The organism is Pseudomonas sp. RIT-PI-a (assembly GCF_001187875.1).
Classification (GTDB): Bacteria; Pseudomonadota; Gammaproteobacteria; order Pseudomonadales; family Pseudomonadaceae; genus Aquipseudomonas; species Aquipseudomonas coleopterorum.
The window spans coordinates 1-19168 of sequence record NZ_LGIR01000015.1 but is presented as its reverse complement, the minus strand read 5'-3'; the positions used below and the strand labels follow the sequence as shown (position 1 = coordinate 19168).

The 19168-nt window shown below is 57.2% G+C and carries 15 protein-coding genes, 4 tRNA genes and 1 rRNA gene; all 20 read right to left on the bottom strand.

Annotation, left to right across the window (positions count from 1 at the left end; translation table 11 throughout):
* Nucleotides 1-43 precede the first annotated feature (43 nt).
* Complete coding sequence (gene rpsJ, locus AC788_RS11545) at nt 44-355, bottom strand: 30S ribosomal protein S10 (RefSeq protein ID WP_003186070.1); 312 nt, start codon at nt 353-355, stop codon at nt 44-46.
* A gap of 141 nt (nt 356-496) precedes the next feature.
* On the bottom strand, nt 497-1690 hold the full coding sequence (gene tuf / locus AC788_RS11540) for an elongation factor Tu (protein WP_049860772.1): 1194 nt from the start codon (nt 1688-1690) through the stop codon (nt 497-499).
* A 30-nt stretch (nt 1691-1720) separates the two neighbouring features.
* Nucleotides 1721-3823: an elongation factor G gene (fusA, locus tag AC788_RS11535; RefSeq protein WP_049860771.1), complete on the bottom strand. Its 2103-nt coding sequence runs from the start codon at nt 3821-3823 to the stop codon at nt 1721-1723.
* A 30-nt stretch (nt 3824-3853) separates the two neighbouring features.
* A complete protein-coding gene (gene rpsG, locus AC788_RS11530) occupies nt 3854-4324 on the bottom strand; it encodes a 30S ribosomal protein S7 (protein WP_010490886.1) in 471 nt (156 codons plus the stop codon).
* A gap of 101 nt (nt 4325-4425) precedes the next feature.
* The gene (gene rpsL / locus AC788_RS11525) at nt 4426-4797 is read right to left on the bottom strand and encodes a 30S ribosomal protein S12 (RefSeq protein WP_003186084.1); all 372 of its coding nucleotides are present in this window, start codon (nt 4795-4797) and stop codon (nt 4426-4428) included.
* Nucleotides 4798-5015: 218 nt separating this feature from the next.
* Complete coding sequence (rpoC, locus tag AC788_RS11520) at nt 5016-9215, bottom strand: DNA-directed RNA polymerase subunit beta' (RefSeq protein WP_043192517.1); 4200 nt, start codon at nt 9213-9215, stop codon at nt 5016-5018.
* A gap of 64 nt (nt 9216-9279) precedes the next feature.
* Complete coding sequence (rpoB, locus tag AC788_RS11515; RefSeq protein ID WP_049860770.1) at nt 9280-13353, bottom strand: DNA-directed RNA polymerase subunit beta; 4074 nt, start codon at nt 13351-13353, stop codon at nt 9280-9282.
* Nucleotides 13354-13569: 216 nt separating this feature from the next.
* Nucleotides 13570-13938: a 50S ribosomal protein L7/L12 gene (gene rplL, locus AC788_RS11510; RefSeq protein ID WP_043192515.1), complete on the bottom strand. Its 369-nt coding sequence runs from the start codon at nt 13936-13938 to the stop codon at nt 13570-13572.
* Nucleotides 13939-14018: 80 nt separating this feature from the next.
* A complete protein-coding gene (gene rplJ / locus AC788_RS11505) occupies nt 14019-14519 on the bottom strand; it encodes a 50S ribosomal protein L10 (protein ID WP_049860769.1) in 501 nt (166 codons plus the stop codon).
* A gap of 203 nt (nt 14520-14722) precedes the next feature.
* Entirely contained in the window at nt 14723-15418 is a 696-nt protein-coding gene (gene rplA, locus AC788_RS11500; protein ID WP_043192511.1) for a 50S ribosomal protein L1, read from the bottom strand.
* Nucleotides 15418-15849 carry a 50S ribosomal protein L11 gene (rplK, locus tag AC788_RS11495; RefSeq protein WP_049860768.1) on the bottom strand — a complete coding sequence of 144 codons (432 nt, stop codon included), beginning with the start codon at nt 15847-15849 and terminating at the stop codon, nt 15418-15420. The genes rplA and rplK overlap by 1 nt, the downstream gene beginning before the upstream one ends.
* A 115-nt stretch (nt 15850-15964) precedes the next feature.
* Complete coding sequence (gene nusG, locus AC788_RS11490) at nt 15965-16498, bottom strand: transcription termination/antitermination protein NusG (RefSeq protein ID WP_010443972.1); 534 nt, start codon at nt 16496-16498, stop codon at nt 15965-15967.
* Between the two features lie 9 nt (nt 16499-16507).
* The gene (gene secE, locus AC788_RS11485) at nt 16508-16876 is read right to left on the bottom strand and encodes a preprotein translocase subunit SecE (protein WP_043192508.1); all 369 of its coding nucleotides are present in this window, start codon (nt 16874-16876) and stop codon (nt 16508-16510) included.
* Nucleotides 16877-16921: 45 nt separating this feature from the next.
* Nucleotides 16922-16997: transfer RNA gene (locus tag AC788_RS11480), tRNA-Trp, on the bottom strand.
* A gap of 210 nt (nt 16998-17207) precedes the next feature.
* Nucleotides 17208-17283 (bottom strand) — tRNA-Thr (locus tag AC788_RS11475).
* Between the two features lie 26 nt (nt 17284-17309).
* Nucleotides 17310-17383: transfer RNA gene (locus AC788_RS11470), tRNA-Gly, on the bottom strand.
* Nucleotides 17384-17407: 24 nt separating this feature from the next.
* A tRNA-Tyr gene (locus tag AC788_RS11465) sits at nt 17408-17492 on the bottom strand.
* A 290-nt stretch (nt 17493-17782) separates the two neighbouring features.
* On the bottom strand, nt 17783-17950 hold the full coding sequence (locus AC788_RS21865) for a hypothetical protein (protein ID WP_177327965.1): 168 nt from the start codon (nt 17948-17950) through the stop codon (nt 17783-17785).
* Nucleotides 17947-18939 (bottom strand): bifunctional biotin--[acetyl-CoA-carboxylase] ligase/biotin operon repressor BirA, encoded by a 993-nt coding sequence (gene birA / locus AC788_RS11460; protein WP_049860767.1) that lies wholly within the window; start codon nt 18937-18939, stop codon nt 17947-17949. Before birA ends, AC788_RS21865 begins: the two co-directional genes overlap by 4 nt.
* 151 nt (nt 18940-19090) lie before the next feature.
* Nucleotides 19091-19168: ribosomal RNA gene (gene rrf, locus AC788_RS22215) — 5S ribosomal RNA — on the bottom strand; the annotation flags it as partial.

Genomic DNA, 19168 nt, shown 5'->3' with positions numbered 1-19168 from the left:
ATGGCCGCCCATTTCAGAGCGTTACACGACTAAGACCCAAGTCTTAGCCGAGGCTGATCTGCACTTCCACACCTGCCGCAAGATCAAGCTTCATCAGCGCATCAACGGTTTTGTCCGTTGGCTGGACGATGTCCAGAACGCGCTTATGAGTACGGATCTCGTACTGGTCACGCGCGTCTTTGTTGACGTGCGGGGAAACCAGAACAGTGAACCGCTCTTTACGGGTAGGGAGTGGAATTGGACCACGCACCTGAGCACCAGTACGTTTCGCGGTTTCCACGATTTCCTGGGTGGATTGGTCGATCAGGCGATGGTCGAAAGCCTTCAACCTGATACGGATTTGCTGATTTTGCATTGGATTTCAGACTCCGGCTGCTGTTCCCACCGGGCGCAATGCACCCGTTAAAAGGAGGCGCAATTCTATAGACGCGCCTATCGAGTGTCAACCCAATAAAAAAGCCCCCGCTAAGCGGGGGCTCTTTCAAGCGATCAACGATTACTCGATGATTTTGGCTACGACGCCGGCGCCGACGGTACGACCGCCTTCACGGATAGCGAAACGCAGGCCGTCTTCCATTGCGATGGTCTTGATCAGAGTGACAGTCATCTGGATGTTGTCACCTGGCATTACCATTTCAACGCCTTCTGGCAGTTCGCAGTTACCAGTCACGTCAGTTGTACGGAAGTAGAACTGTGGACGGTAGCCTTTGAAGAACGGAGTGTGGCGACCGCCTTCTTCCTTGCTCAGAACGTAGACTTCTGCGGTGAACTTGGTGTGCGGCTTGACCGAACCTGGCTTGACCAGAACCTGGCCACGTTCAACGTCGTCACGCTTGGTGCCGCGCAGCAGCACGCCGCAGTTCTCGCCAGCACGACCTTCGTCGAGCAGTTTGCGGAACATTTCAACACCGGTGCAGGTGGTGACGGTGGTGTCACGCAGACCAACGATTTCCAGCGAATCCTGTACGCGAACGATACCGCGCTCGATACGACCGGTAACAACAGTACCGCGACCGGAGATCGAGAACACGTCTTCGATTGGCATCAGGAACGGCTTGTCGGTCAGACGAACTGGTTCTGGGATGTAGCTGTCCAGAGTTTCAACCAGTTTACGAACGGCAGTGGTGCCCATTTCGTTTTCGTCGTTGCCTTCCAGAGCCATACGAGCCGAACCGATGATGATCGGAGTGTCGTCGCCTGGGAAGTCGTAGGTGGACAGCAGGTCACGAACTTCCATCTCGACCAGTTCCAGCAGCTCAGCGTCGTCTACCAGGTCAGCCTTGTTCAGGAAGACCACGATGTACGGAACGCCTACCTGACGGGACAGCAGGATGTGCTCACGGGTTTGTGGCATCGGACCATCAGCGGCCGAGCAGACCAGGATAGCGCCGTCCATCTGGGCAGCACCGGTGATCATGTTCTTCACGTAGTCAGCGTGACCTGGGCAGTCAACGTGAGCGTAGTGACGAATGGTCGAGTTGTATTCGACGTGCGCGGTGTTGATGGTGATACCACGAGCTTTTTCTTCTGGTGCGCTGTCGATCTTGTCGAAGTCAACACGAGCCGAACCGAAAACTTCGGAGCAGACGCGAGTCAGAGCAGCGGTCAGAGTGGTTTTACCGTGGTCAACGTGGCCGATGGTGCCGACGTTGACGTGAGGTAGGGAACGATCAAATTTTTCTTTAGCCACGACAATAAACTCCTAGCCTAAGGGGCTGAATCAGCCTTGTTTTTTAACGATAGCTTCGACGACGTTCGACGGAGCCTCGGAGTATTTGGAGAATTCCATAGAGTAGCTCGCGCGACCCTGGGACATGGAACGAACATCGGTCGCATAACCGAACATTTCGCCCAACGGAACCTCGGCACGGATAACCTTGCCGGACACCGTATCTTCCATACCCTGGATCAGACCACGACGACGGTTCAGGTCTCCCATCACGTCACCCATGTAGTCCTCAGGTGTTACAACTTCCACCTTCATGATCGGTTCAAGCACAACACCGCCGCCTTTGGAGGCCAGCTGCTTGGTCGCCATGGAGGCAGCCACCTTGAACGCCATCTCGTTGGAGTCGACGTCGTGGTAAGAGCCATCGAAAACGGTCGCCTTCAGGCCGATCAGCGGATAGCCGGCAACGACGCCGTTCTTCATCTGCTCTTCGATACCCTTCTGGATCGCCGGGATGTATTCCTTCGGAACAACACCACCTACGACTTCGTTCACGAACTGCAGACCTTCCTGACCTTCGTCAGCAGGAGCAAAACGGATCCAGCAATGGCCAAACTGACCACGACCGCCGGACTGACGAACGAACTTGCCTTCGATCTCACAGGCCTTCGTGATCTTCTCACGGTAGGAAACCTGCGGTTTACCGATGTTGGCTTCTACGTTGAACTCGCGGCGCATGCGGTCAACCAGAATGTCCAGGTGCAACTCACCCATACCCGAGATGATCGTTTGACCAGTCTCTTCATCGGTCTTGACGCGGAAAGACGGGTCTTCCTGAGCAAGCTTGCCCAGTGCGATACCCATTTTTTCCTGGTCATCCTTGGTCTTGGGCTCAACGGCAACCGAGATTACCGGCTCCGGGAAGTCCATGCGAACCAGGATGATCGGCTTGTCGGCCGAGCACAGGGTGTCACCGGTGGTGACATCTTTCATGCCGATCAAGGCCGCGATGTCGCCAGCGCGTACTTCCTTGATCTCTTCGCGGGTGTTTGCGTGCATCTGCACCATACGACCCACGCGCTCTTTCTTGCCCTTGACCGAGTTGATCACGCCGTCGCCGGAGCTCAACACACCCGAGTAGACACGGGCGAAGGTCAGGGTACCCACGAATGGGTCGGTAGCGATCTTGAACGCCAGAGCCGAGAACGGCTCGCTGTCGTCTGCATGACGCTCCATGGCCACAGTCTCGTCATCCGGATCGGAACCCTTGATGGCAGGAATGTCGACAGGGGCCGGCAGGTAGTCGATGACCGCATCCAGAACCAGGGGAACGCCCTTGTTCTTGAACGAGGAACCGCAAACAGCCAGGACGATTTCACCAGCGATGGTACGCTGACGCAGAGCGGCCTTGATTTCGTCGTTGGTGAGTTCTTCACCTTCGAGGTACTTGTTCATCAGCTCTTCGCTGGCTTCGGCCGCAGCCTCGACCATGTTGCTGCGCCATTCGTCAGCCAGTTCCTGCAGCTCGGCAGGGATCGGCTCACGGCGTGCAGCCATGCCTTTGTCAGCGTCGTTCCAGTAGACCGCTTCCATGGACATCAGATCGATCTGGCCCTGGAAGTTGTCTTCTGCACCGATGGCCAGCTGAATCGGCACCGGGGTGTGACCCAGGCGCTGTTTGATCTGACCGATCACGCGCAGGAAGTTGGCACCGGCACGGTCCATCTTGTTCACGTAGACGAGACGTGGAACACCGTACTTGTTGGCTTGACGCCATACGGTTTCGGACTGAGGCTCGACACCGGAGGTACCGCAGAACACCACGACCGCACCGTCGAGTACACGCAGCGAACGCTCTACTTCAATAGTGAAGTCAACGTGGCCGGGGGTATCGATGATGTTGAAGCGGTGCCGTGGGAACTGCTTGTTGGAGCCTTCCCAGAACGCGGTAGTAGCAGCGGAAGTAATGGTAATACCCCGCTCCTGCTCCTGCACCATCCAGTCCATGGTCGCGGCGCCATCATGCACCTCGCCCATCTTGTGGTTCACGCCCGTATAGAACAGGACGCGCTCGGTGGTGGTGGTTTTACCCGCATCCACGTGAGCGACGATACCGATGTTACGGTAGCGATTGATATCAGTTGTACGAGCCATAAAGCCCTCGCAAAATAAGTGACGCCGAATTTAGAAGCGGTAGTGCGAGAACGCTTTGTTGGCTTCAGCCATACGGTGAACGTCTTCACGCTTCTTAACTGCAGCACCTTTGCCTTCGGCAGCGTCCAGCAGTTCGCCGGCCAAGCGCAGAGCCATGGACTTTTCACCGCGCTTGCGCGCGAAGTCTACCAGCCAGCGCATTGCCAGAGCGTTACGACGGGACGGACGAACTTCGACCGGAACCTGGTAAGTAGCACCGCCTACACGGCGCGACTTCACTTCGACCAGCGGAGCGATGGCGTCGAGAGCTTTCTCGAAGATTTCCAGGGGGTCGCTGTTCTTGCGTTCTTTAACCTTGTCCAGCGCGCCATAAACGATACGCTCGGCAACGGCTTTCTTGCCGCTTTCCATCACGTGGTTCATGAACTTGGCCAGGATCTGGCTGCCGTATTTTGGATCGTCAAGCACTTCGCGCTTGGCTGCTACGCGTCTTCTTGGCATGGATAAGCCCTCAAACGGTCTTCAGGTTAGCTCGGGACAGGCCCGACCTTACTCTTATCGACTCAGAAAAATAGATAACTGCAGTATTCCGCAAACGCCGATTACTTCGGACGCTTGGTACCGTACTTCGAACGACCTTGGTTACGACCTTTGACGCCGGAGGTATCCAGGGAGCCGCGAACGGTGTGGTAACGAACACCTGGCAAGTCTTTTACACGACCGCCGCGGATCAGTACCACGCTGTGCTCTTGCAGGTTGTGGCCTTCACCGCCGATGTACGAGGAAACCTCGAAACCGTTGGTCAGACGCACACGGCATACTTTACGCAGTGCCGAGTTAGGTTTTTTCGGCGTGGTGGTGTACACACGGGTGCACACGCCACGACGTTGCGGGCAGTTCTGCAGCGCAGGTACGTCGGATTTCTCGACGATACGCTTACGCGGCTGACGTACCAGCTGGTTGATAGTTGCCATCTACTAGCTCCACTGTTGTCTTGCGACGCTATTGTCTTGCAAGAAAAGCAAAAATGGCAGGAATCAATCCCGCCAAATTTAGGGGTACAAGAGTCTAAAGAGGATCTCGTCCCCAGTCAAGACAAGGCCCCGGCCTCCCCTGCCCACTCCGCCGCGACTTTCGTGTCGTTGCGGAGCCTGCAAGGGCTACCGAGGCCCTGTCATCACTACCGCTGGTCTCAATTACCGCTTGAGTTCAGCGCTTCGGTCAACGCAGCTTCAACTTCACTGGCGCTGACGCGGGTTGGTTTGTCGAGTTCACGACGACGCTTGCGCTCGCTGTGATACGCCAGACCGGTACCGGCCGGGATCAGACGACCCACGACCACGTTTTCCTTCAGGCCGCGCAGGTAGTCGCGCTTGCCGGTAACCGCCGCTTCGGTCAGCACTCGAGTGGTTTCCTGGAAGGAAGCCGCCGAGATGAACGATTCGGTGGACAACGACGCCTTGGTGATACCCAGCAGAACACGGGTGAACTTGGAAACGAACTTGTCGTCACCGCTCAAACGCTCGTTCTCGCCAAGTACCTGGGTCAGTTCCATCTGGTCGCCCTTGATGAAGCTGCTGTCGCCCGACTCGGAGATCTCAACCTTGCGCAGCATCTGACGCAGGATCGTCTCGATGTGCTTGTCGTTGATCTTCACGCCTTGCAGACGGTATACGTCCTGAATCTCGTTGACGATGTACTTGGCCAGCGCACTCACACCCAGCAGACGCAGGATGTCGTGTGGATCGCTTGGACCGTCGGAGATCACTTCGCCGCGGTTCACTTGTTCGCCTTCGAAGACGTTCAGGTGACGCCACTTCGGAATCAGCTCTTCGTACGGATCGGTACCGTCGTTCGGAGTGATGACCAGACGGCGCTTGCCCTTGGTCTCTTTACCGAACGCAATGGTGCCGCTGACTTCCGCCAGAATCGAAGCTTCCTTCGGACGACGCGCTTCGAACAGGTCGGCAACACGCGGCAGACCACCGGTGATGTCACGCGTCTTCGATGTTTCCTGCGGGATACGGGCGATAACGTCACCCACACCCACTTGCGCACCATCCGCCACGCCGACCAGGGCGTTGGCTGGCAGGAAGTACTGGGCCGGTACGTCGGTACCCGGCAGCAGCAGATCCTTGCCATCGACGCCGACCATCTTCACAGCTGGACGAATTTCCTTACCCGCCGCTGGACGATCCTTGGCATCGAGTACTTCGATGTTGGTCAGGCCGGTCAATTCGTCTGTCTGACGCTTGATCGTGATGCCTTCTTCCATGCCTACGTAGGTCACGGTACCTTTCATCTCGGTGACGATTGGGTGAGTGTGCGGATCCCACTTGGCCACGATGGCGCCAGCGTCGACCTTGTCGCCTTCCTTCACCGAAATCACTGCACCGTACGGCAGTTTGTAACGCTCACGCTCACGACCGAATTCGTCGGCAATCGCCAACTCACCGGAACGCGACACGGCTACCAGGTTGCCGTCGGCACGCTCTACGTGCTTCAGGTTGTGCAGACGGACGGTGCCGCCATTCTTCACCTGGACGCTGTCTGCAGCCGAGGTCCGGCTTGCCGCACCACCGATGTGGAACGTACGCATGGTCAGCTGGGTGCCCGGCTCACCGATGGACTGGGCAGCGATAACGCCGACCGCTTCACCGATGTTCACCTGATGCCCGCGAGCCAGGTCACGACCGTAGCACTTGGCGCAGATACCGTAGCGGGTTTCGCAGCTGATCGGCGAGCGCACGATGACTTCGTCGATGCTGTTCAGCTCGATGAATTCAACCCACTTCTCGTCTACCAGCGTACCGCCTGGAACGATGACTTCGTCGGTGCCTGGCTTGAACACGTCACGGGCGATCACTCGACCCAGTACGCGCTCGCCCAGAGGCTCGACGACGTCGCCGCCTTCGATGTGCGGGGTCATCAGCAGGCCGTGTTCGGTACCGCAATCGACCTCGGTCACCACCAGATCCTGCGCCACGTCTACCAGACGACGAGTCAGGTAACCGGAGTTCGCAGTCTTCAAGGCGGTATCCGCCAGACCCTTACGAGCACCGTGAGTGGAGATGAAGTACTGAAGTACGCTCAGACCTTCACGGAAGTTCGCGGTGATCGGCGTCTCGATGATCGAGCCGTCCGGCTTGGCCATCAGGCCACGCATACCGGCCAACTGACGAATCTGAGCAGCCGAACCCCGGGCACCGGAGTCAGCCATCATGTACATCGAGTTGAACGATTCCTGGTCGACTTCGTTGCCATGACGATCGATGACCTTCTCTTTCGAGAGGTTCGACATCATTGCCTTGGACACTTCGTCGTTGGCCTTGGACCAGAGGTCGATCACCTTGTTGTACTTCTCGCCCTGGGTTACCAGGCCGGACGCATACTGGCTTTCGATCTCTTTCACTTCGTCGGTCGCAGTACCGATGATGCGAGCTTTCTCATCCGGGATAACGAAGTCGTTAACGCCGATGGAAACACCCGAAATCGTCGAGTAGGCAAAACCGGTGTACATCAACTGGTCAGCGAAGATCACGGTCTCTTTCAGACCTACCACGCGGTAGCACTGGTTGATCAGCTTGGAGATCGCCTTCTTCTTCATCGGCAGGTTGACGACGTCGAAGGACAGGCCTTTAGGCACGACTTGGAACAGCAGCGCACGGCCGACAGTGGTGTCGACGATACGGGTGCCGCTCACGCTGCCGCCATCACGATCGTTGACGGTTTCGTTGATACGAACCTTGATCTTGGCGTGCAGGGCAGCTTCGCCGGCGCGGAAAACGCGGTCGACTTCCTGCAGGTCGGCAAAGATACGGCCTTCGCCCTTGGCGTTGATCGCTTCACGGGTCATGTAGTACAGACCCAGTACAACGTCCTGCGAAGGAACGATGATCGGCTCACCGTTGGCTGGCGACAGGATGTTGTTGGTCGACATCATCAGCGCACGAGCTTCGAGCTGGGCTTCCAGGGTCAGCGGTACGTGAACCGCCATCTGGTCACCGTCGAAGTCGGCGTTGTACGCGGCGCAGACCAGCGGATGCAGCTGGATGGCCTTGCCTTCGATCAATACCGGCTCGAACGCCTGGATACCCAGACGGTGAAGGGTCGGTGCGCGGTTGAGCAGCACGGGGTGTTCGCGAATGACTTCGGCGAGTACGTCCCACACTTCTGGCAGCTCGCGCTCGACCATCTTCTTGGCGGCCTTGATGGTGGTCGCCAGACCACGCATTTCCAGCTTGCCGAAGATGAACGGCTTGAACAGTTCCAGAGCCATCTTCTTCGGAAGACCGCACTGGTGCAGGCGCAGGGTCGGGCCTACGGTAATTACCGAACGACCCGAGTAGTCAACGCGCTTGCCGAGCAGGTTCTGACGGAAACGACCCTGCTTACCCTTGATCATGTCAGCCAGGGATTTCAGAGGACGCTTGTTCGAACCAGTGATGGCACGACCGCGACGACCGTTGTCGAGCAGCGCATCCACAGCTTCCTGCAGCATGCGCTTTTCGTTGCGCACGATGATGTCGGGAGCCGACAGATCCAGCAGGCGCTTCAGACGGTTGTTACGGTTGATCACTCGACGATACAGATCGTTGAGGTCGGACGTTGCGAAACGACCGCCATCCAGTGGAACCAGTGGACGCAGATCTGGCGGCAGAACCGGCAGAACGGTCAACACCATCCACTCAGGCAGGTTGCCGGAGCCCTGGAAAGCTTCCATCAGCTTCAGGCGCTTGGACAGCTTCTTGATCTTGGTTTCCGAGTTGGTCTGCGGAATCTCTTCGCGCAGGCGACCGATCTCGTGTTCCAGGTCAATGGCGTGCAGCAGCTCGCGGACGGCCTCGGCACCCATGCGGGCGTCGAAGTCGTCACCGAACTCTTCGAGTGCTTCGAAGTACTGCTCGTCGTTCAGCAGCTGGCCCTTTTCAAGGGTAGTCATGCCCGGATCGATAACGACGTAGCTCTCGAAGTAGAGAACGCGTTCGATATCACGCAGGGTCATGTCCATCAGCAGACCGATACGGGACGGCAGCGATTTCAGGAACCAGATGTGAGCGACCGGCGAAGCCAGTTCGATGTGAGCCATGCGCTCGCGACGAACCTTGGCCAGCGCGACTTCGACGCCGCACTTCTCACAGATCACGCCACGGTGCTTCAAGCGCTTGTACTTACCGCACAGGCACTCGTAGTCCTTGACCGGGCCAAAGATCTTGGCGCAGAACAGGCCGTCACGCTCAGGCTTGAACGTACGGTAGTTGATGGTTTCCGGCTTTTTAACTTCACCGAACGACCACGAACGGATCATCTCAGGCGACGCGAGGCCGATGCGGATCGCATCGAACTCTTCGACTTGACCCTGGTTTTTCAGCAAATTCAGTAGGTCTTTCAAGGCCTTTCCTCCTGGCGGAGCAGGGAGTGGACGGTAGCCGTCCACTCCCGATTCGCGTCACGTGTTATTCGGTTTCCAGATCGATATCGATACCCAGAGAACGGATCTCTTTGATCAACACGTTGAAGGACTCGGGCATGCCCGGCTCCATACGGTGATCGCCGTCCACGATGTTCTTGTACATCTTGGTACGACCGTTCACATCGTCCGACTTCACTGTGAGCATTTCTTGCAGGGTGTATGCCGCGCCGTATGCTTCCAGCGCCCACACCTCCATCTCCCCGAAACGCTGACCACCGAACTGCGCCTTACCACCCAGCGGCTGCTGGGTAACCAGGCTGTAAGAACCAGTGGAACGCGCGTGCATCTTGTCGTCCACCAAGTGGTTCAGCTTCAGCATGTACATGTAGCCAACGGTAACCGGACGCTCGAACTTGTTGCCGGTACGACCGTCGAAAAGCTGCATCTGGCCGCTTTCCGGCATGTCGGCCAATTTCAGCATGGCCTTGATTTCGCTTTCCTTGGCACCGTCGAACACCGGGGTAGCCATTGGAACGCCGCCCTTGAGGTTCTTCGCCAGATCCAGGATTTCCTGGTCGGAGAAGGTTTCCAGCTGTTCTTGACGGCCACCGATCTCGTTGTAGATCTCGGTCAGGAACTTGCGCAGATCAGCTACCTTACGCTGCTCTTCGAGCATGGTGTTGATCTTCTCGCCCAGACCCTTGGCCGCGAGGCCCAGGTGGGTTTCAAGAATCTGACCAACGTTCATACGCGAAGGTACACCCAGCGGGTTGAGTACCACGTCCACCGGCGTACCGTTGGCGTCGTGCGGCATGTCCTCGACAGGCATGATCACGGAAACCACACCCTTGTTACCGTGACGACCGGCCATCTTGTCACCCGGCTGGATGCGACGGCGAATGGCCAGGTAGACCTTGACGATCTTCAGCACGCCCGGAGCCAGGTCATCGCCTTGCTGCAGCTTGCGCTTCTTGTCTTCGAACTTGTCATCCAGCAGACGGCGACGATCGACGATGTAGGCCTGAGCCTTCTCGAGCTGTTCGTTCAGCGCGTCTTCGGCCATGCGCAGCTTGAACCACTGACCATGCTCCAGACCGTCGAGGACCTCGTGGGTCACCTCGGTGCCTTTCTTCAGGCCAGCGCCGCCTTCGATGATCTGACCCATCAGGGCCGAGCGCAGACGTTCGAAGGTCGCGCCTTCAACGATACGGAACTCTTCGTTCAGGTCCTTGCGGATCTCGTCCAGCTGGCTCTTCTCGATCGACAGAGCACGAGCATCACGCTCGACACCGTCGCGGGTGAAGACCTGTACGTCGATGACGGTACCCTTGGTGCCGGTAGGCACGCGCAGGGAGGTGTCCTTAACGTCGCTGGCCTTCTCGCCGAAGATCGCGCGCAGCAGTTTTTCTTCCGGCGTGAGCTGGGTTTCGCCTTTAGGCGTCACCTTGCCGACCAGAATGTCGCCGGCGCCGACTTCGGCACCTACGTAAACGATACCGGCTTCGTCCAGCTTGTTCAGCGCCGCTTCACCCACGTTCGGGATGTCGGCAGTGATTTCCTCTGGGCCAAGCTTGGTGTCACGGGCCACACAGGTCAGTTCCTGGATGTGGATCGTGGTGAAGCGATCTTCCTGAACCACACGCTCGGACAGGCAGATGGAGTCTTCGAAGTTGAAGCCGTTCCACGCCATGAACGCGATGCGCATGTTCTGACCCAGCGCCAGTTCACCCATGTCGGTGGACGGGCCATCGGCCATGATGTCGCTGCGCTGAACCACGTCACCCTTGTTGACCAGCGGACGCTGGTTGATGCAGGTGTTCTGGTTCGAGCGGGTGTACTTGGTCAGGTTGTAGATGTCGACACCGGCTTCGCCAGTCTCGACTTCGTCATCGGCAACCCGGACCACGATACGGCTGGCATCGACGGAGTCGATCACGCCGCCACGACGAGCCACGACGCAAACGCCGGAGTCACGGGCAACGTTACGCTCCATGCCGGTACCGACCAGCGGCTTGTCGGCACGCAGGGTAGGTACAGCCTGACGCTGCATGTTCGAACCCATCAACGCACGGTTGGCGTCGTCGTGCTCGAGGAACGGAATCAGCGATGCGGCTACCGACACGACCTGCTTGGGCGAAACGTCCATCAGGGTGACGTCTTCCGGCGCCTTGACGGTGAATTCGTTCAAGTGACGTACGGCTACCAGCTCGTCGATCAGCACCTTCTTGTCGTTCATCGTGGCCGAAGCCTGAGCGATCACGTGATCGGCTTCTTCGATGGCGGACAGGAACACGATCTCGTCGGTGACCAGAGCGTCTTTCACCACACGGTACGGGCTTTCCAGGAAGCCGTACTGGTTGGTGCGCGCATAGGCCGCCAGGGAGTTGATCAGACCGATGTTCGGGCCTTCCGGCGTTTCGATCGGGCACACGCGACCATAGTGCGTCGGGTGAACGTCACGCACTTCGAAGCCTGCACGTTCGCGGGTCAGACCACCAGGGCCGAGCGCGGAGACGCGACGCTTGTGGGTGATCTCGGACAGCGGGTTGTTCTGGTCCATGAACTGCGACAGCTGGCTGGAACCGAAGAACTCCTTGACCGCGGCAGCCACTGGCTTGGCGTTGATCAGGTCCTGCGGCATCAGGCCTTCGCTTTCGGCCATCGACAGACGTTCCTTGACCGCGCGTTCTACACGCACCAGGCCAACACGGAACTGGTTCTCGGCCATTTCGCCCACGCAGCGAACACGACGGTTGCCCAGGTGGTCGATGTCATCGACGATGCCTTTGCCGTTGCGGATGTCGACCAGGGTCTTCAATACGGCAACGATGTCTTCCTTGCTCAATACACCCGAACCTTCGATCTCGGTACGACCGATACGACGGTTGAACTTCATGCGGCCGACCGCAGACAGGTCATAGCGCTCAGGGCTGAAGAACAGGTTGTTGAACAGGGTCTCGGCAGCATCCTTGGTTGGCGGCTCGCCTGGACGCATCATGCGATAGATTTCCACCAGGGCTTCAAGCTGATTGCCGGTGGAGTCGATCTTCAGGGTGTCGGAGATGAACGGACCGCAATCGATGTCGTTGGTGTACAACGTCTCGATGCGAACGACCTGCGCCTTGGCGATCTTGAGCAGCAGTTCGGTGGTCAGCTCGGTGTTGCACTCGCACAGGATCTCACCGGTGGCCGGGTGCACGATGGCCTTGGCCGTGGTGCGACCCAGGACGTAGTCCAGTGGCACTTCCAGCTGCTTGATGCCGGCCTTTTCGATCTGGTTGATGTGCCGGGCAGTGATACGGCGGCCCTGCTCTACAATGACCTTGCCCTTGTCGTCGACGATGTCGAGAACGGCGATTTCACCGCGCAGGCGCTGGGGCACCAGTTCCAGGCTGAGCTGCTCGCCCTGCACGTGGAATACGTTGGTGGTGTAGAACGCATCGAGGACTTCCTCGGTGCTGTAACCCAGGGCGCGCAGCAGCACCGAGGCAGGCAGCTTGCGACGACGGTCGATACGGACGAATACACAGTCTTTCGGATCGAACTCGAAGTCCAGCCAGGAGCCACGGTAAGGAATGATACGGGCCGAGTAGAGCAGCTTGCCCGAGCTGTGCGTCTTGCCACGGTCGTGGTCGAAGAACACACCTGGCGAACGGTGCAGCTGGGAAACGATAACGCGCTCGGTACCGTTGATTACGAAGGTACCGTTCTCGGTCATCAGGGGGATTTCCCCCATGTAGACTTCCTGCTCTTTGATGTCCTTGATCGCTTTGTTCGACGATTCTTTGTCGAAAATGATCAGGCGCACTTTTACACGCAGCGGCACGGCGTAGGTCACGCCACGCAGTACGCACTCTTTGACGTCAAAGGCCGGTTCGCCCAGACGATAACCAACGTACTCCAGAGCAGCGTTGCCGGAGTAGCTGATGATCGGGAAAACGGATTTGAAGGCCGCATGCAGACCGACATCACGGAACTGGTCCTTGGTCGCGCCCGCCTGCAAGAATTCGCGATACGAATCCAGCTGGATAGCCAAGAGGTACGGTACGTCCATGACGTCCGGCAACTTGCTAAAGTCCTTGCGGATACGTTTTTTCTCAGTATATGAGTAAGCCATCAGCGTTCCCCAGCTTGGTCACCTGCTTGTGGCTTCTCCCGACGGGAGCAGCCAGAAAATCGTGCAAACCCCGTGGTTTGCGCCACCCTCGGGTGGTTACAGCGCGTTGCCGGCGTCGACCTGATCGACTGCCAGTAACGGAAAAAGGCCGGTGGCATGAGCCACCAGCCATCAGCCTTTCGCTTGACGCTCGGGCTGGAGACGCAAGGTCGATGCTTACTTGAGCTCGACTTTGGCGCCTGCTTCTTCCAGCGTTGCTTTGGCTTTGTCGGCTGCGTCTTTGGCAACAGCTTCCAGAACCATGGCAGGAGCGCCGTCAACAACAGCCTTGGCTTCTTTCAGGCCCAGACCGGTCAGTTCACGAACTGCCTTGATGACGTTTACTTTCTTCTCGCCAGCTTCCAGCAGCATGACGTTGAATTCAGTTTGCTCTTCAACAACGGCAGCTGGACCAGCAGCTGGACCGGCGGAAGCGGCAGCAGCCGAAACGCCGAACTTTTCTTCCATCGCTTTGATCAGCTCAACGATTTCCAGAACGGATTTCTCGCCGATTGCTTCGATGATTTGGTCGTTAGTCAGAGACATGACTATAAATTCCTGTATTGGGGTGACGGCCTAGGCGGCCATCGAAATAAACAATAAACGTAGAGAGAAGTCGCTCAGCCTCAGGCTGCTGCAGCTTCTTTCTGGTCGCGAAGGGCCGCCAGAGTACGAGCCAGTTTGCTGGTAGCGCCTTGAATCACGCTCATCAGCTGGGAAATGGCTTCGTCACGGGTCGGCAAGCTTGCCAGCACGTCGATTTGGTTAGCTGCGAGGTAGTTACCCTCGAACGCAGCTGCCTTGATCTCGAACTTGTCCTGACCTTTAGCGAACTCCTTGAACAAACGGGCAGCAGCACCTGGATGTTCGTTGGAGAAGGCGATCAAGGTCGGGCCAGTGAACACGTCGTTCAGAACACTGTAAGGAGTGTCTGCAACGGCGCGCTTGAGCAGGGTGTTACGTACGACACGTACGTATACGCCAGCTTCACGAGCCTCTTTACGGAGTCCGGTCATAGCGCCTACTGTTACGCCACGGGCATCAGCCACGACAGCGGACAGAGCAACTTGGGCAGCCTTGTTGACTTCAGCGACGATGGCCTTCTTGTCTTCAAGTTTAATTGCCACGGGTTCAACTCCTGCTTGTTACCGTTTCATCCAACCGAGGCCGGATGTCGTTTTGGTGTCTGATTCGGTAAGGAACCGGGAGCACCATCTGCGTAGGCTTGTGGTTTAAGACTTGCGTCGCCTACGGTCTTGGATAGCCCCCGCCAGGCAGGGACCCCAATTTTTCAGCCGATGGCCCGGTCGCCCGAGCCATCGGCAAAGTCTTACGCGTCCAGCGATCCTTGGTCGATGACCAGACCTGGGCCCATGGTGGTGCTCAGGGTAACGCGCTTGACGTAGATACCTTTCGAGGAAGCTGGCTTGATACGCTTCAGATCAGCGATCAGGGCCTCAACGTTTTCCTTCAGCTTGACGGCGTCGAAGCCGACCTTGCCAACGGAAGTGTGGATGATGCCGTTCTTGTCGGTGCGGTAGCGAACCTGACCAGCCTTGGCATTCTTGACGGCGTTGGCGACGTCTGGCGTCACGGTGCCGACTTTCGGGTTAGGCATCAGGCCACGTGGACCGAGGATCTGACCCAACTGACCTACTACGCGCATGGCATCCGGGGATGCAATGACGACGTCATAGTTCAGGTCGCCGCCTTTCATTTCGGCAGCCAGGTCGTCCATGCCAACGCGGTCTGCACCGGCAGCCAGAGCGGCTTCGGCAGCAGGACCCTGGGTGAACACGGCAACACGTACGGTCTTGCCAGTGCCGTGTGGCAGCACGGTAGCGCTACGTACGACCTGGTCGGATTTACGTGGGTCGACGCCCAGGTTCACAGCCACGTCAACGGATTCGCTGAACTTGACGGTGGACAGTTCGGTCAGCAGCGCAGCCGCATCTTCGAAGTTGTACAGCTTGCCTGCTTCGATCTTGGAAGCAATAGCTTTTTGGCGCTTGGTCAGCTTAGCCATCACACACCCTCCACGTTGAGGCCCATGGAGCGAGCAGAACCGGCGATGGTACGCACGGCTGCTTCCATGTCAGCGGCAGTCAAGTCCGCATTCTTGGCTTTAGCGATTTCTTCGAGCTGAGCGCGAGTCACGGTACCGACTTTGACGGTGTTCGGACGGGCGGAGCCGCTGGTCAGGCCAGCAGCTTTCTTCAGCAGTACCGAAGCAGGGGTGCTTTTGGTCTCGAAGGTGAAGCTACGGTCACTGTAGACAGTGATGATTACAGGAGTCGGCAAGCCGGCTTCTTGACCCTGAGTACGGGCGTTGAAGGCCTTGCAGAATTCCATGATGTTCACGCCATGCTGGCCGAGGGCCGGGCCGACGGGCGGGCTAGGGTTGGCCTGGCCGGCCTTTACTTGCAGCTTGATGTAAGCCGTGATTTTCTTAGCCATGAGCTACTCCACTATTGGGTACGAGCGCCTTGCGGCTCCCCAGTTGCTTGCGTTTTATCCCAGTGACGACAAAACCCCGCAGCTTACGCCTGCGGGGTATGGGATCCGTTTCCAATCAGACTTTTTCGACCTGACTGAACTCGAGCTCTACCGGAGTAGAGCGACCGAAAATGAGCACCGCGACCTGGATCCGGCTCTTTTCGTAGTTGACTTCTTCGACGGTACCGTTGAAATCCGCGAACGGACCATCGGTGACGCGAACCACTTCGCCTGGCTCGAACAACGTCTTGGGCTTGGGCTTGTCGCTACCATCAGCAACACGACGCAGGATAGCTTCAGCTTCCTTGTCTGTGATCGGAGCCGGCTTGTCCGCCGTGCCGCCGATGAAACCCATGACCCGAGGCGTGTCCTTGACCAAGTGCCAAGTGCCTTCGTTCATGTCCATCTGCACCAGCACATAGCCTGGAAAGAACTTGCGTTCACTTTTACGCTTTTGGCCATTTCGCATCTCGACCACTTCTTCAGTGGGGACGAGAATTTCGCCAAAACCGTCTTCCATACCAGCCAGCTTTACACGCTCGATCAAAGAGCGCATAACATGCTTCTCGTAACCCGAGTAAGCATGCACAACGTACCAACGCTTAGCCACGGGACACCCTTAGCCAACAATCAAGGAAACAAGCCAGCCGAGCAGGGAATCTAGCCCCCACAACAGCAACGCCATGACCAGAACGACCGCAACTACGATCAGCGTGGTCTGTGTGGTCTCTTGGCGAGTCGGCCAAACGACTTTACGGATTTCGGTGCGCGCTTCCTTTGCCAGGACGAAGAACGACTTGCCTTTGGCGGTCTGCAGAGCCACGTAGGCAGCCACAGCAGCAATGGCAAGAAGTGCAAGCACCCGGTACAGGATCGGCGACGCGGAGTAGTACTGATTACCAACCACGCCAACCACGACCAAAGCGACAACAACGAGCCACTTCAGCAGATCGAAACGAGATTCTGGGGCTTCAGCCTTGGGAGTCATCTAGGAGGATCCTGTGAAAAGAAAGCCAGACACACCGTGTGAATCTGGCAGGTCAGGAGGGAATCGAACCCCCAACCTACGGTTTTGGAGACCGTCGCTCTGCCAATTGAGCTACTGACCTAAAACAAATCAGGCCGAACATTATGCCGACCCGGGAAAGCTATTTCAACACCTGATTGGACTTCCGAATTGCACAAGAGAAGATAACACTTCACCTGGCATGGACCTCACAACCCAAGATGCCAACAGCAGAGACCTGCAATGCCCACAGGAGCAAGACACGTCTACCATTAAAACAAAGGCAGATATTTTCATATCTGCCTTGCAAAAATGGAGCTCTTGAGCGGATTTGAACCGCTGACCTCACCCTTACCAAGGGTGTGCTCTACCAACTGAGCTACAAGAGCTTGAAACCATGCACAAACAGCAAACTTGGAGCGGGTAGCGGGAATCGAACCCGCATCATCAGCTTGGAAGGCTGAGGTTCTACCACTAAACTATACCCGCGGAGCTTGCGGCTCACGCTAAAAATGGTGGAGGGAGAAGGATTCGAACCTTCGAAGTCGTAGACGTCAGATTTACAGTCTGATCCCTTTGGCCGCTCGGGAACCCCTCCTTAACGTGGCGGCATTTTACGCTATGCCACCTTGCTGTCAAGCTTTTTCTCATTAAAATCTTGAGGTTAGCTACATTGACAGCCGTTTCACATCGCCGGGCATTCGCACCATCGCTGTGAAGCGGGCGCCATTCTATGCAAACCATTACACCCTTGCAATACCCTGGATACGATTATTTTACGTTTTAAGTTATTGAATTCATTGAGCCCCTGCTGGGCCCTCGATACACGAGTCATTGCAAGTCGTGCCTTGGGCATTCAGACCTGCAGGCACACGCAGCGCAAGTCAGTCAGTGCTCACTCGCAGGCTTTTCGTTGAGCAGCTGGATGTTGTGCCGCTCGCCTTTGTAGGTAGAGAGCGGCTCGAATTCCTTTGGTCGTACCGGCAACTCCTGGTTGTGCCACCCGGCATAAAACACATTGAGCACCAATAGAAGCAGTACCAGCCAGCGCATCATCTTTCCTCGCCTTGGTCAGAAGCCGCTAAGGGCTGGTCGTTTGCTGCAAGTCGCAGACTCAGCTCTCCGCCATTGAATACCTGCTCTGCTCCGTCCACCGCGAGCCGCAGGCCACCTTGTCCGTCTATTCCAAGTACCTGGCCCTCAATGGCTTTCAAACCGGCACTGAGTACCACCGACCTGCCCTGCCAAGCATGAAGGGCCTCCCATTCCTCGCGCAACTGCTCGAAGCCGGACACTGCATGACGCTCCAGGTAACACTGCAATTGGTCAGTGAGCTCGGTAACCAGAACATTGCGGTCCACCAGACTCATGCGCTGCAGACGCATGGACGTCCAAGGTCGATCCACCTCGGTATTCAGCTTCATGTTCACGTTGATACCGATACCGATCACCACGTAACACACGTCACTGGGGTCACCGACCAGCTCCAGCAGTATCCCTGCCAGCTTCTTGTCTCCCACCAGGATATCGTTGGGCCACTTGAGTCTTGCCTCGCTCACGCCTTGCGCATGCAGGGCTCGTACCACGGCAAGACCGACAACCAGACTCAATCCTTCCAAACGCGTCATACCGCCCTCTATGCGCAGCGCCAGGCTGTAATAGAGGTTTTGTGCATACGGGCTCACCCACGGCCTGCCTCGTCGCCCTCTGCCTGCAGTCTGACGCTCTGCCAGCACCAGCAGCGGCAGTGGGCATCCCTTGGCTATGGCGTGCAGTGCCTGGGCATTGGTGGAATCAGCGCTTTGCATGATACGTACGTCCCAGCCAGCAGGTGCTCCTGCCCTCACTGCCTCCAGGCACAACGAAGAGATCGGGTCAGCCAGACGATAACCTTTGCCACGAACCTTGTGCACCTCGATGCCAAGCTCTGCCTGCAACTGCTGAAGCTGTTTCCACACAGCGCTACGGCTAACCCCCAGGACTTCGCCAAGTACTTCGCCCGAGTGAAACTGACCGTCTTTAAGCAAATCCAGTAATGGTGACATAGCCAACTCGGCGCCTGTGGTAAGGCCGCAATGATAGCCATGCCCGTAAGCTTCGAACACTGGCAAAAATGAAGGATAACGATTGGAAACGCGAGATGCGGAAAAGACAAAACCCCTACCTGCTCACGCAGATAGGGGTTTCGGAATTGAATCTTGACGATGACCTACTCTCACATGGGGAAACCCCACACTACCATCGGCGATGCATCGTTTCACTGCTGAGTTCGGG

Excerpts from the sequence above, each read along its gene's own strand:
- rpsL (WP_003186084.1), bottom strand. The coding sequence starts at position 4,797 with ATGGCAACTATCAACCAGCTGGTACGTCAGCCGCGTAAGCGTATCGTC.
- rplA (WP_043192511.1), bottom strand. The coding sequence starts at position 15,418 with ATGGCTAAGCTGACCAAGCGCCAAAAAGCTATTGCTTCCAAGATCGAA.
- AC788_RS21865 (WP_177327965.1), bottom strand. The coding sequence starts at position 17,950 with ATGATGCGCTGGCTGGTACTGCTTCTATTGGTGCTCAATGTGTTTTAT.
- secE (WP_043192508.1), bottom strand. The coding sequence starts at position 16,876 with ATGACTCCCAAGGCTGAAGCCCCAGAATCTCGTTTCGATCTGCTGAAG.
- rplK (WP_049860768.1), bottom strand. The coding sequence starts at position 15,849 with ATGGCTAAGAAAATCACGGCTTACATCAAGCTGCAAGTAAAGGCCGGC.
- rplL (WP_043192515.1), bottom strand. The coding sequence starts at position 13,938 with ATGTCTCTGACTAACGACCAAATCATCGAAGCAATCGGCGAGAAATCC.
- birA (WP_049860767.1), bottom strand. The coding sequence starts at position 18,939 with ATGTCACCATTACTGGATTTGCTTAAAGACGGTCAGTTTCACTCGGGC.
- fusA (WP_049860771.1), bottom strand. The coding sequence starts at position 3,823 with ATGGCTCGTACAACTGATATCAATCGCTACCGTAACATCGGTATCGTC.
- rpsG (WP_010490886.1), bottom strand. The coding sequence starts at position 4,324 with ATGCCAAGAAGACGCGTAGCAGCCAAGCGCGAAGTGCTTGACGATCCA.
- rpoB (WP_049860770.1), bottom strand. The coding sequence starts at position 13,353 with ATGGCTTACTCATATACTGAGAAAAAACGTATCCGCAAGGACTTTAGC.
- rpsJ (WP_003186070.1), bottom strand. The coding sequence starts at position 355 with ATGCAAAATCAGCAAATCCGTATCAGGTTGAAGGCTTTCGACCATCGC.